The sequence below is a fragment of the Nocardioides sp. NPDC059952 genome (assembly GCF_042730435.1).
In the GTDB taxonomy this organism is placed as follows: domain Bacteria; phylum Actinomycetota; class Actinomycetes; order Propionibacteriales; family Nocardioidaceae; genus Nocardioides.
In genome coordinates, this window is sequence record NZ_JBHWLY010000078.1 from 17,374 (window position 1) to 28,719 (window position 11,346).

An 11,346-nucleotide genomic window follows, 5' to 3' on the forward strand; every position below is an offset into this window, starting at 1 on the left:
GGCTAGGTGGCCGGTCGCAGGCCCTCGTAGATCCTCGCGAGTCCCTCCGAGCCGTGCCCCGCGGCCATCTGTGCGCTGATCAGTGCCTGGACGGTAGCGATGGGGGAGGGGTCGACCCCCTCCTCCTCGCTGGCGCGCACGATGTGGGCGAGGTCGGAGAACTCCAGGCTCTGCTGGCCCGCGACGGTGTAGTCGCCGCCGTCGATGACCTTCGCGTAGCCGGCGAGCTCCTCGCTCATGGCGGCGAGGAACGGCGCCTGTCGGGCGGCGAAGTCCGACGCGCTCATCCCCATGGTGGCCACCATCGCGGCACCGTGGAAGAAGCCCGTGAACATCTGGTACATCCCCGACAGCATGGCCAGGTCCACGAGCGATGCCAGCCCCGCGTCCTCGCCGTGGAACTCGCTCGTGGCCCAGATCTCGAGCGTCGGCAAGAGGGCGTCGTACGCGGCTCGTGAGCCGCTGTAGAAGATCTGACCCGCGCGGGACCCGATCATGGCGGGCACGGCCATGATGGCGCCGTCGAGGTAGTCGACGCCGTGATCGGCCGCCCAGGAGGCGAGCGCACGGGACTCGTTCGGCGTCGTGGTCGTGACGTTGACCAGGGTGCGGCCGCGCAGCTCCCCGGCGGCCAGGGCGAGGGTCTCCTCGACGGAGGAGCGATCGAGCAGGCAGGCGATGACCACGGGGCTCGCCAGCACCGCCTCGGCGACCGAGTCGGTGGTGCCGGCGCCGCGGCCCACCAGCTCCGAGGCACGGCCGGGGGTGCGGTTCCAGACGGTCACGGAGCGGCCGGCGTCGAGCAGCGAGGCCGCCAGCGCGCTGCCCATCGCGCCGAGGCCGAGCACGGTGATGTCGGTCGCGTGGGTGGAGTTTCGAATCGATTCGGACACGTCGTCCATGCTGGCGGACCTCGCCGGGCTGCGGGAGTACGCACTATTTACTGGGGTACGCACCCTTCGGTAAGGGGCTTCGGAGTAAAGAATCAGGGTTGAACCCGAGAGACGGATGCGGCGTGCGCCGATAGCATCAACGCTCATGGGACTCCCTGAACCGCACCCCGGCCAGCCGCGCCGCGCCGACCTCCGCGTCAGCGACGCCGACCGCCACGCGGTGGCCGACATCCTGCGCGAGGCCGCGGGCGAGGGCCGGCTGGACATCGACGAGCTCGAGGAGCGGCTCGAGGAGACCTTCAAGGCCAAGACGTACGCCGACCTGGAGCCGATCACGCAGGACCTACCGGTCGCGGGGCGGGCGCCGGTACTGCCACCATCACAGGCCGCGGGGCCGGCCGCCGGCGCGGTTCCCGTCGTCTACGGCGAGGGCGACGCGAACGACAGCGCCAGCGCGTTCCTGAGCAACGTCGAGCGCAAGGGTGTGTGGGTGGTTCCCCAGCATCTCTCGGTCAACGCGGTGCTGGGCGACGCCAACATCGACCTGCGCGAGGCGCACTACTCCGCCCGTGAGGTGGTCATCAGTGCCACCTCGGTCCTGGGCAGCGTCAAGGTCACCGTGCCACCCCACGTGCACGTGATCGTGGAGGGCAACGGTGTCCTCGGCGAGTTCAAGGAGCCGTCGGAGAAGGTGCCCGAAGCGCTCACCGCGGACTCGCCGGTCGTGCGGGTACGCGGGATCGCGGTGCTCGGCGACGTGACCGTCAAGCGCCGGGGTCCGCGCGGCCCGAAGCGCACGCTGAGGCAACATCTCGGCCTGGAGTAGGCGCCCGAGCGAGTGCCATCGGGGGGATTGTCGAGGCACGCCTGCGACACCCCCACTACCATTCGCCCCATGGGAACGACCCCCGAGCCATTCCGCGGCCAGAATCCTGATCCGAACCTCCGGATCAGCGATGCCGACCGCCACAAGGTGGCCGACATCCTGCGCGAGGCCGCGGGCGAGGGACGCCTGGAGATCGACGAGCTCGACGACCGCCTCGAGGCGACCTTCAAGGCCAAGACGTACGCCGACCTGATCCCGATCACCGTGGACCTGCCGGCGGCGGGGACCCCGTCGCTTCCGGTGCCGGTGGTCGAGCCCGCCACCGGGAGGACTCCTGCGGTCTACGCGCAGACCCCGATCGAGAGCCAGCTCTACGTCGCGATCATGAGCGGCGTCGACCGGCGCGGCGTCTGGACGGTGCCTGCGACCGGCAACGTGATCGCTCTGATGGGCGGTGCCGAGCTCGACATGCGCCAGGCGCAGTTCTCCGCGCAGGAGACCGTGATCTACGCCAACGCGATCATGGGCGGGGTCAACATCACCGTCGGCCCCGATGTCCAGGTCGTGATGCAGGGCGTCGGGATCATGGGCGGCTATGTCGGTCCGCGCGGGATCGAGCCGACCGGCGGTCCGGTACTGCGGGTGAAGGGCCTGGCCCTGATGGGTGGCGTCACGGTCATCCGCAAGCCGCTGAAGGAAGCGAAGGGCTCCCGGCACCTGAAGATGCCGCCGCCGCACGAGCTGCACTGAGCAACACCTCGGGGCAGCGCCCCTCCGGGTCCGCTCTGCGGACCCATTTCGTCGTGCCTGGAAACGAGGCACTAACCTCTCTGAACCAGATATAGTGCAGTTAAATAATAGACAAAGGAGTCTCGGGATGAATCCGAAGTGGAGCGCGCTGCTGGGCGCCGGACTCCTCGCGGTCGTGGCCCTGATCGCCGGGCTCCTGGTCGTCGGCCCGAAGACCGTCGCCGCCGGCTCTGCCGCCGCCGACCCGTCGGCCGCGCCGGTCGAGGAACCTGCGGCTGAGCTGGCCGCGACGACGGACGAGCGCCCCAACATGGTCCTGATCCTGATGGACGACTTCTCCCTGGAGCTGCTCCGCACGATGCCGGAGGCGACCAGGATGGCGGCCGAGGGCGCGACGTACCAGAACTCCTTCGTCATCGACTCGCTGTGCTGCCCCTCGCGCGCGGCGCTGCTGACCGGGCAGACCCCGCACCACACCAAGGTCCTCACCAACACCCAGAACGACCCCGAGCACCCGGTCGGCGGATGGTCGGCGTTCCAGCGCTACGGCAACGTCGAGAAGCAGTTCAGCATCGGGCTGCAGGAGGCCGGCTACACGACCGGGTTCGTCGGGAAGTACATCAACGCCTACGAGGCCACCATCGGCGCCGACGGCAAGCGGGTCCCGCCGCCCAAGGTGCCCGGCTGGGACTCCTGGAACGCGCTCCTCGGCGGCGCCTACGGCGGCTGGGGCTACCAGACCACCTACCTCGACGGTGCCGGTGAGGTGCAGCTGCACAACCACCCGCAGCCCGCACGGAACGCGTCCGTGCCGGAGAAGGATGCCGCGTACGCCACGAACGTCACCCGCGACTACGCACTGGACTTCATCAACGCGCACCGTGACGAGGAGGAGCCCTACTTCCTCGAGATCGCCGCCTACGGGCCGCACTCGCGCCTCGGTCACCACTACCCGGGCCTGGACACCTGGTTCCCGCCCGCATTCGCCGACCAGGCGCCGGCCGGTGACCCCGCGGGTGGCAACTGCGGCCGGGTCGAGTGCGCCGACCTGACGCTGAAGGACCTGGTCGGCTACGGCGACGACCGCTCGGACAACGCGCCGACCTACCTCGGCCGCGGGGGACGTACGTCGCCGGCGCCGGCCTGGCGCACCAACAAGGTCTCGCTGAGCGACGAGACGGCGCTGAGCCAGTACCGCGACCGCGCCCGGATGGTGCAGTCGATCGACCGGATGATCACCCAGGTGCGTGAGGCCGCGGGCGAGGACACGTACATCATGCTGACCTCCGACAACGGCTTCCACCTCGGTCAGCACCAGCTCAACGGCGGCAAGGGCGCGCCGTACGACTCCGACACGCGTGTCCCCATGGTCGTCGTCGGCCCCGACGTGGTCCCCGGCAAGCGCGGCCAGTTCGTCAACAACATCGACCTCGCGCCGACGTTCCTGGACATCGCCGGCGCCCCGACCCCGTCCTACGTCTCCGGCAGCTCGTTCGCCGACACCCTGAGCCGGCCGCGGCTGCCCGGTGGGCGCTACGCGTTCTTCGAGCACACCTACGCCAAGTCGCACCCCGGCGAGGTCGACCTCGACAGCGGCTCGGGCGGGACGGTCGACATCATCCCGTCCTACATCGCGGTGCGCGGCTCGCAAGGGCTGCTGGTCCGGTTCGACCTGGACAAGTCCTGGAAGGGCACCGACTACGCCTACGAGCTCTACCGCTACGACCGGCCGTGGGAGGACCGCAACGTCTTCGCCGAGGATCACGCGAAGCCGTACGCCCGTGACCTGATGCGCCGGCTCAACGCCTACGAGGGTTGCGCACCAGCTGTGTGCCGGGCTTTGACCCGCTGATAACCAATCTGGGCTATGGTGTCTCCGCCGAGGAATGTGTCCTCGGTCACTTCACAACGGATCGTCCGGCACGTACCTGCCGGTGAAGGAGACAAAGGAATCATGGCAACAGTCTCATTTGAGAAGGCGCAGCGTTGGTACGCAGGCGCCAACGAGCCCGCGGTCAAGGGCATCGACCTCGAGATCAAGGACGGCGAGTTCATGGTGCTCGTCGGCCCGTCCGGATGCGGTAAGACCACGACCCTGCGCATGCTCGCCGGGCTGGAGGAGGTCAACTCGGGTGCCATCAGGATCGGCGACCGCGAGGTCACCAACGTGGCGCCCAAGGACCGCGACATCGCGATGGTTTTCCAGAACTACGCGCTCTACCCGCACATGAGCGTCGCCGAGAACATGGCGTTCTCGCTGAAGATGGCCAAGGTCCCGAAGGCCGAGCGCGACAAGCTCGTCGCCGAGGCCGCCAAGACCCTGGGCCTGACCGACTACCTCGACCGCAAGCCGAAGGCGCTCTCCGGTGGTCAGCGCCAGCGCGTCGCCATGGGCCGCGCGATCGTCCGCCAGCCGCAGGTCTTCTGCATGGACGAGCCGCTCTCCAACCTCGACGCCAAGATGCGCGTGCAGACCCGCACCGACATCGCCAAGCTCCAGGCCGATCTCGGCATCACCACCGTCTACGTCACCCACGACCAGGTCGAGGCCATGACGATGGGCGACCGCGTCGCGGTGATGAGCAACGGCGAGCTGCAGCAGGTCGACACCCCGCTCAACCTCTACCGCAAGCCGGTCAACCTCTTCGTCGCCGGCTTCATCGGCTCGCCGCAGATGAACCTGATCAAGGCCACCTCGGCCGACGGCGGCGCCAAGATCGGGGAGTACGTCGTCCCCGTCGGTGCCTCCGACCTGCCGCGGGAGATCACCATCGGCGTGCGCCCGGAGAGCTTCCGGGTCATCGGCGAGGGCCAGGGTGGGCTGCCGGTCCAGGTCACCGTCGTCGAGGAGCTCGGCTCCGACTCCTACGTCTACGGGACCAGCGACGTCGAGGGTGTCCCGTCGACCCTGATCGTCCGGGTCTCCTCCAAGGACCACGTCAGCAAGGGCGACACGATCTACGTCACCACCGACCCCGAGGACGTCCACGTCTTCGACACCGAGTCGGGCCTGCGCGTCAACTGACGCTCAACCGACGCGCTCAGTGCTGCTGGTTCATCCGAGCCAGCATCGCGTTGTAGGCATCGAGGGCCTCGTCGCTGTCGGGATCCACGGATCCCGGCTCGGCGGGGCCCTCGGGCATTCCACGCGCGCTCTCCTGGGCGAGCCGGCTGCTGCGTACGCCATCGAGGAAGCGGCCGGTCATCTTGACCCGGCGCTTGGGTGAGGAGACGACGGCGATGACCAGCCCGATGGCGAGCAACATCATGCCGCCGTCGCCGCCGGCCCACATCAGGCCGCCGGCGGTCTGGATGTCGCGCACCGCGTCGGGCGCCCACTCGGGCCGCGCGGCGGAGTAGACCGGGTAGAGGTCGCGCTCGGTCTGCAGCATCACGATCCCCACGATCGTGTCGGGCACCATGCCGACCACGAGGAGCGCGATCCGGCCCAGATAGGGCAGGTCGGAGCGCACCTTCTCCTCGCCGATCGCGCCGGTGAGGAAGAGGAAGCCGGCGACGACATAGAGCACCTGCTCGCCGACCATCAGCGGCGTGCTCTGCGCCATCGCGTCCATGAACCCGGACAGGTGGGTGCCGATGATGACCACCGAGTAGAGCAGGGTGCCGGTGATCGGGTGGATCAGGATGGTGACCGGGAGCGAGCGCATCGCCCGCTCGGCCCGCGGGCCGGTCTCGGCGATCACGGTGAGCGGGTGCCCGAGCACCAGGAGCGTCGGCACGACCATGATCAGCGTCAGGTGGAGCACCATGTGCATCCAGGCCAGCGCCATCGCGTAGCCGTTGATGGCCGAGGCGACCACGACGTACATCAGGCCGAGCCCGGTCAGGAACGACGCCACCCGCCAGCCCTGGACCGTCGAGGCCGGAGCGGCGGCGTTGCGGAGCGTGAGATAGCCCGCGGCGAGGATGACCACGGCGAGGAGCCAGCCGGGCTGGAGACTCCAGGTGGTGAAGAACTCGGACCAACCGAGCGCGGGCAGGGAGCCGTGGTCGTGCATGGTGCTCACGGTATCCCCGGGGCGGGAGCGAGGGCGATTCTGCGGGGCCTATCCCGGGCGGCCGGTGGGTGCGATCAGCGGCACCAGGAACAGCCGGGCGAGCGAGCGCAGCTGCGCCTCGTCGTCGATGTCGACGACCTCGCTCGGGGTGACCAGGAACGAGGTCGTGGTGCGGACCATCAGCTCGGCGACGAGGTCGACCTCGACCTCGGCGGGTACGTTGCCGGCTCGCTGCTCGCGCCGCAGCTGGCCGGCGACGAAGTGCGCGATCGTGGCCACGGTGCGGCCGCCGTCGCCGACGATCGAGTGCACCAGCGAGTCGGTCTCAACGGTGAGCAGGCCCCCGATCAGCGGGTTGCCGCGGATCGCCCGCATCGCGCTGGCGAAGCCGATCTCGACGCGCTCGGCGGCGTCGGCGGCATCGGCGATGTCGAGCACGAACTGGTCGAAGTAGCGCCGGAACTCGCGGCGTACGACCTGCTCGACCAGCGCGTCCTTGTTGGCGAAGCGGCGGTAGACGGTGATCCGGGCGACCCCGGCGCGCTTCGCGACCTCCTCCATGGTGGTCCGCCTGATCCCGATCCGGCGGAACTGCTCGGCGGCGGCGTCGAGGAGTTTCGCGGTCACCGCCTCGTCCTCGATGGGCTCGGCGACGTCCGCGAGCGCCCTCGCGAGCAGCGAGCCCGACTCGCCCTCGGGGACCGTGGCGCGCATCCGCTACGCGGTGAGGGTGCGGTCGGCGGCTCGGTCGGCCGTGCGGCGTACGACCTTGATGAAGGCGGGCCACAGTGCTCGGGGCAGGTCGTGGCCCATGCCCTTGAACAGGGTGATCTCGGCGCCGGGGACTGCCGCGGCGGTCGCCCGGCCGCCGGAGACGTGGACCATCTTGTCGGTCAGGCCATGGATGACGCTGAACGGAACCTTGATGTTCCCGAGGTCAGCGGTGCGGTCGGGCTGGGTGAGCACGGCGAGCATCTGCCGTGCGACGGCAGGGCCGCTGACGCCGCGGTTCCAGGTGTCGATCGCCCGCCGGCGTACCTCGTCCTCGGGCTCCGGGAAGCCGGGGGAGCCGATCTGGAGGCCGCCCTTGATCTGGCGCTCGATGTAGCCCTCCAGGCCGGGCTTCTTGATGACCAGCGCGGGCAGCAGGGTCGGGTGCTGGAAGCCGACGCCGCGACGCCCGGTGGTGGACATCATCGAGCAGACCGAGCGCACCCGGTCGGGGTGGCGGATGGCGAGGGTCTGGGCGATCATCCCGCCCATCGACACACCCCACACGTGTGCGGAGTCGATGCCGAGATGGGTCAGCAGCGCGGCCGCGTCGTCGGCGAGGTCGTCCATGGCGTACGGCGACGGGGTCGGCAGGCCCACGAACGCCCGGGCCAGCCTGGCGAGCGTGATCCGGTCGTCGGACGGGTGTGGCGAGGAGTGGCCGATGTCGCGGTTGTCGTAGCGGACCACGTAGAACCCGGCTTCGGCCAGCTGCTCGCACAGCTCGGTGTTCCACCAGGTCATCGGGCCGCCGAGACCCATGATCAGCAGCAGCGGATCAGCGCTGGGACTGCCGAACGTGTCGTAGGCCAGCTCGACTCCTCCGGGGAGGAAGGCGGTGGACTCGGTCGGCTCGGCGGCGGTGGTCATACACAGACTTTACCGGGTCGTCATTGCAGGTCGACCGGTTCGCCGACGACGAAGCCGTCCCAGTCGCTCATGTCTTCCTGGTCGATCTCGATCGGGGGCCCCTCGACGACGAGGCCGACCGCCCCGGGGGCCTTCGGATAGGTCTGGAAGTGGGCGGTCAGGTCACCGTGCGAAAGCCGCAGCGAGTTTCCGCTGAACGTCGGGCTGAACTCCTCGAGCTCGTCGCGCAGCGCGTCGAGCGGGTCCTGTTGCTCCGCGGCGAAGTCGGCTTGGACGTTGTACTTGTACGACTTGTACTTGTCCGAGACCCCCTTCTGGTCGACGCCGTCGTACGCCTCCGTGGCGTCCTCGGGCGAGGTGGCAAGTGTCGTCGAGGCGACGGCCGACAGCTCGCGCGCCCACGTGAGTACGTCGTCTCGCTGCTGTTCGAGCTCGGCGTAGGTCTTGTCGCTCACTCCACCACATCCTCCGGCAAGCAGGATCGTCAGTGCCGCTGCCGTCGCAGCCAGGATCCGGGCGGTCATCGGCCGTCCGTGTCGGGGCTGGTCGGGGTGCGGTCGCTCTCGGGGTCGACCGGACCGCGATACCACGGGTCGTGCACCTGCCCGGCGCGTACGACCTCGTCGTACTGGCCGTTGACGATGTGGGCCATGTTGGCGAGTGACTCCGTGTCGTGGTCGTAGTACTTGACGTGGTCGTCGATGTTGGGGATCGACCCTCTGCTGGTGCTCTCGGCCTGGAAGCGTACGGCACCGAAGTCGTCCTCGGCCGGGTTGTGGCCGAGGCCGGCGCCGGCCATCTGGGCGACGACGCCGCCGAGGGGGCCGGTGAGCACACCCGCGCCGAGCGCCGCGGGGCTGACCCATCCCGTCTGTCCTAACCGGCCGACGAGGTCCTCGCTGTTCGTACCGACGAAGACATGTCCCGACCCGACGCCGAGGTCGCCGGCGGAGTCGGCATCGTCGCCGGCGCCGGGACTGCCCAGCAGGACGACGTCATCGGCACCGGGGTGGTGGTCGGTCATCGCGTGGGCAACGGTGGTCGACCCGTAGCTGTGGCCGATGGCAGTGAGGTGGAACTCGTCGGAACGCATGGCGTTGAGGCCGTCGAGGGTGTCGGCGAGCCGCTCTCCGCCGGCCGTGGCCATGCCTTCGGTTGCCACACCGGCGGTGTCCGCTCCGCTGGGTGCGTCGTAGCCGATCCAGAACATGGTGGCGGTGCTGGTGCCGCCCTCGAAGGACGCTGCCTGATGGAGATTGATCACGTTCTCGGCATTCGACTGGGCCGACTCCATGTCGGTGGTCAGCCCCGGCACGCTGACCGATACGTTGCGCGCCGTGTCGAGGTCGCCGACCGCCATCGCGACCCGTCCGTCGCCGCCGAACGCCATCGGGTCATAGATGTAGACCTGGGCGTCGTAGTGCTCGTTCGTCATCGGGTCCTTGGATCTCTCGATCTTGTCACGCGCGACGTCTGCGGCCTTCGCGTTGTCGTAGCGGGTCTGCTCGTCCTCGGTGCGCTGGTCCTCGGGGATGGCGCCCAGCTCGGCGAGGTCGCGGTCGAGGGAGATCGTGTTCGCGTCGCTGCGGGCCGCCGCCGGGATGCCGTCGGTGTTCCCCACGATCTCGGGGTACGCGGCGGTCATGCCCGCTCGTTGCTCGTCGGTGAGGCCGTCCCACCACGCCTTGACCGCCTCAGGATCCTTGCCCGTCGGCATCGAGTCCCTGGCGGCGTCCGCGGGGTCGGCGACCCCGCCGTACTTCTGGTCGACCTGCTGCTCGGTCATCGCATCGCGGAGCGCAGCCGCGACCTTCTCCTCGCTGGCCTCGAGGTCCTCGGCCCACTTGACCAGATCGGACTCGTACGTCTCGACCTGGCTGGTGCAGCGATCGCAGTCCGACTTGAGGGTCGCCAGCTCGGCGTCGTCGGTCGGCAGCGGGTTGGCTCGGGCGGTGAGCTCGTCGACCTGGCGGGCCAGGCGCTCTCGTTCGCCCTTGAGATCCTGATGACGTCGCTCGAGGTCGACCAGGTCGTCGCCATGACCGAGGACGGCGTTGGCCGCGGCGCGCAGCGCCAGCGAGCAGGCATCGGCGTGCTTGCCGATGGGGTTGAGTGCTTGCCCGTACGCGGCGGCCGCCCGGCCGTCCAGGAGGCCGGAGTCCTTGGCCTTTCCGCCGACGAACGAGCCGTGGTCGTCGAAGATCGACGAGGAGGTACGCAGGGTTGATCCCATCTCCTGCACCTTCTGGCCGTCCGCGGTGAACTCGGGCGTCTCGCTCGGCCTCGGGGGCAGGGAGACGGTGATGGTCACCGGATCTCCTTGATGCTGCTCAGCACCAAGGATGCGTTGATATCGGTCTTCGCGTCGGTCTCGAGGATGCCGATCGCGGTGCTCCTCAGCCCGTCGGCCTGGGACTCGGCGGAGCGCGCGGACTTCGTCGCGATCGCCTGCCAGGCCTCGATGAACTGCCCGACGAGACTCGACACGGTGGGCGTGAAACCACCTGCGCCGGCACCGCTGATCTGCTTCGCCGCAGCGGTGAGATGGAGATTCTCGGTATCCCACGCGGCAGCCGTGGACCGGACCTTGGCGGGTTCGACGTGCAGCGTCATACCAGCGCCTCCCGCACGCCCGCAGCGGGCCGGAGGATCCGGCCGGTCACGGTCACCACGAGCCCGTGATGGCTCTCGGACCAGGTGCCGATGATCTGGACATCCGCCTGTGAAGCGGTCCATCGATGGAACGCCTTCACCGCGACCGTGGAGTGCCACCTCACGTCTCGGAACGCCTGATCGAGGCCGGCCATGATCGCGCCGCCGTCCGCTGTCCGCGCCTCGAGCCGGCCCCAGCGACGTACGTCCTCGCGGTTGTACGCCTCCCACCTGGGTCCGTCCGAGGTCGGCTCCGGCATGCGGGCGGCGATGGCCGCGACGGTGGCGTCCACTGCTTGTGATGACCGGCTCAGCTCATCAGCCGTCGCCTCGGAGGAGAGCCCGGGAGGATCGGTCGGCGGCAGGATGACGATGTCGACGTCCGGGCGACGTGCCCGCAGCGCAGCGAAGAATGGGTCCGTCACGTCGATGCCTCCCCGAATGACATACACCTGAGACGCTCATCAATGCTCGTGTCGCACCACAAGATAGCAACAAATTGGCGTCACGGGCGGTCGCTTCGGAGACAAGAGGGACAACGAGAAGCGCGGCAAGGACCGGGAGG

12 protein-coding genes are annotated in these 11,346 nt (G+C 69.2%); 4 read left to right on the forward strand and 8 right to left on the reverse strand.

Features of this window, described 5'->3' with window-relative positions:
- Positions 1-2 precede the first annotated feature (2 nt).
- Positions 3-902, reverse strand: coding sequence for an NAD(P)-dependent oxidoreductase (locus ACFV9G_RS25260; protein ID WP_378731198.1), 900 nt, complete (start codon positions 900-902; stop codon positions 3-5).
- Positions 903-1,038: 136 nt separating this feature from the next.
- On the opposite strand from ACFV9G_RS25260, the gene ACFV9G_RS25265 reads away from it, so the two are divergent.
- The 4 genes from ACFV9G_RS25265 (at position 1,039) to ACFV9G_RS25280 (ending at position 5,494) form a co-directional block, all read left to right on the forward strand.
- Entirely contained in the window at positions 1,039-1,719 is a 681-nt protein-coding gene (locus ACFV9G_RS25265; protein ID WP_378731200.1) for a DUF1707 domain-containing protein, read from the forward strand.
- 69 nt (positions 1,720-1,788) lie between these two features.
- Positions 1,789-2,469 carry a DUF1707 domain-containing protein gene (locus ACFV9G_RS25270; RefSeq protein WP_378731202.1) on the forward strand — a complete coding sequence of 227 codons (681 nt, stop codon included), beginning with the start codon at positions 1,789-1,791 and terminating at the stop codon, positions 2,467-2,469.
- 127 nt (positions 2,470-2,596) lie between these two features.
- Complete coding sequence (locus tag ACFV9G_RS25275) at positions 2,597-4,321, forward strand: sulfatase-like hydrolase/transferase (RefSeq protein ID WP_378731204.1); 1,725 nt, start codon at positions 2,597-2,599, stop codon at positions 4,319-4,321.
- A gap of 102 nt (positions 4,322-4,423) precedes the next feature.
- Positions 4,424-5,494: an ABC transporter ATP-binding protein gene (locus ACFV9G_RS25280; protein WP_378731206.1), complete on the forward strand. Its 1,071-nt coding sequence runs from the start codon at positions 4,424-4,426 to the stop codon at positions 5,492-5,494.
- 16 nt (positions 5,495-5,510) lie between these two features.
- On the opposite strand, the gene ACFV9G_RS25285 is transcribed toward ACFV9G_RS25280, so the two are convergent.
- Genes ACFV9G_RS25285 through ACFV9G_RS25315 form a run of 7 tightly spaced genes read right to left on the reverse strand, consistent with a single transcriptional unit; the run spans position 5,511 to position 11,206 of the window.
- The gene (locus tag ACFV9G_RS25285; RefSeq protein ID WP_378731208.1) at positions 5,511-6,488 is read right to left on the reverse strand and encodes a cytochrome c oxidase assembly protein; all 978 of its coding nucleotides are present in this window, start codon (positions 6,486-6,488) and stop codon (positions 5,511-5,513) included.
- A 48-nt stretch (positions 6,489-6,536) separates the two neighbouring features.
- Entirely contained in the window at positions 6,537-7,202 is a 666-nt protein-coding gene (locus ACFV9G_RS25290) for a TetR/AcrR family transcriptional regulator (protein WP_378731211.1), read from the reverse strand.
- Positions 7,203-7,205: 3 nt separating this feature from the next.
- A complete protein-coding gene (locus ACFV9G_RS25295; RefSeq protein ID WP_378731214.1) occupies positions 7,206-8,129 on the reverse strand; it encodes an alpha/beta fold hydrolase in 924 nt (307 codons plus the stop codon).
- Positions 8,130-8,149: 20 nt separating this feature from the next.
- Complete coding sequence (locus ACFV9G_RS25300) at positions 8,150-8,653, reverse strand: hypothetical protein (RefSeq protein WP_378731216.1); 504 nt, start codon at positions 8,651-8,653, stop codon at positions 8,150-8,152.
- Positions 8,650-10,440, reverse strand: a complete 1,791-nt coding sequence (locus ACFV9G_RS25305; protein WP_378731218.1) for an alpha/beta hydrolase — start codon at positions 10,438-10,440, stop codon at positions 8,650-8,652. The genes ACFV9G_RS25300 and ACFV9G_RS25305 overlap by 4 nt, the downstream gene beginning before the upstream one ends.
- Positions 10,437-10,742, reverse strand: a complete 306-nt coding sequence (locus tag ACFV9G_RS25310) for a hypothetical protein (RefSeq protein ID WP_378731220.1) — start codon at positions 10,740-10,742, stop codon at positions 10,437-10,439. The genes ACFV9G_RS25305 and ACFV9G_RS25310 overlap by 4 nt, the downstream gene beginning before the upstream one ends.
- The gene (locus tag ACFV9G_RS25315; protein ID WP_378731222.1) at positions 10,739-11,206 is read right to left on the reverse strand and encodes a hypothetical protein; all 468 of its coding nucleotides are present in this window, start codon (positions 11,204-11,206) and stop codon (positions 10,739-10,741) included. Before ACFV9G_RS25315 ends, ACFV9G_RS25310 begins: the two co-directional genes overlap by 4 nt.
- Positions 11,207-11,346 lie beyond the last annotated feature (140 nt).

What these genes read in the sequence shown, in the direction of transcription:
- ACFV9G_RS25295 (WP_378731214.1), bottom strand. Translation starts at nt 8,129, where the DNA reads ATGACCACCGCCGCCGAGCCGACCGAGTCCACCGCCTTCCTCCCCGGA.
- ACFV9G_RS25270 (WP_378731202.1), top strand. Translation starts at nt 1,789, where the DNA reads ATGGGAACGACCCCCGAGCCATTCCGCGGCCAGAATCCTGATCCGAAC.
- ACFV9G_RS25275 (WP_378731204.1), top strand. Translation starts at nt 2,597, where the DNA reads ATGAATCCGAAGTGGAGCGCGCTGCTGGGCGCCGGACTCCTCGCGGTC.
- ACFV9G_RS25285 (WP_378731208.1), bottom strand. Translation starts at nt 6,488, where the DNA reads ATGCACGACCACGGCTCCCTGCCCGCGCTCGGTTGGTCCGAGTTCTTC.
- ACFV9G_RS25310 (WP_378731220.1), bottom strand. Translation starts at nt 10,742, where the DNA reads ATGACGCTGCACGTCGAACCCGCCAAGGTCCGGTCCACGGCTGCCGCG.
- ACFV9G_RS25290 (WP_378731211.1), bottom strand. Translation starts at nt 7,202, where the DNA reads ATGCGCGCCACGGTCCCCGAGGGCGAGTCGGGCTCGCTGCTCGCGAGG.
- ACFV9G_RS25260 (WP_378731198.1), bottom strand. Translation starts at nt 902, where the DNA reads ATGGACGACGTGTCCGAATCGATTCGAAACTCCACCCACGCGACCGAC.
- ACFV9G_RS25300 (WP_378731216.1), bottom strand. Translation starts at nt 8,653, where the DNA reads ATGACCGCCCGGATCCTGGCTGCGACGGCAGCGGCACTGACGATCCTG.
- ACFV9G_RS25280 (WP_378731206.1), top strand. Translation starts at nt 4,424, where the DNA reads ATGGCAACAGTCTCATTTGAGAAGGCGCAGCGTTGGTACGCAGGCGCC.
- ACFV9G_RS25265 (WP_378731200.1), top strand. Translation starts at nt 1,039, where the DNA reads ATGGGACTCCCTGAACCGCACCCCGGCCAGCCGCGCCGCGCCGACCTC.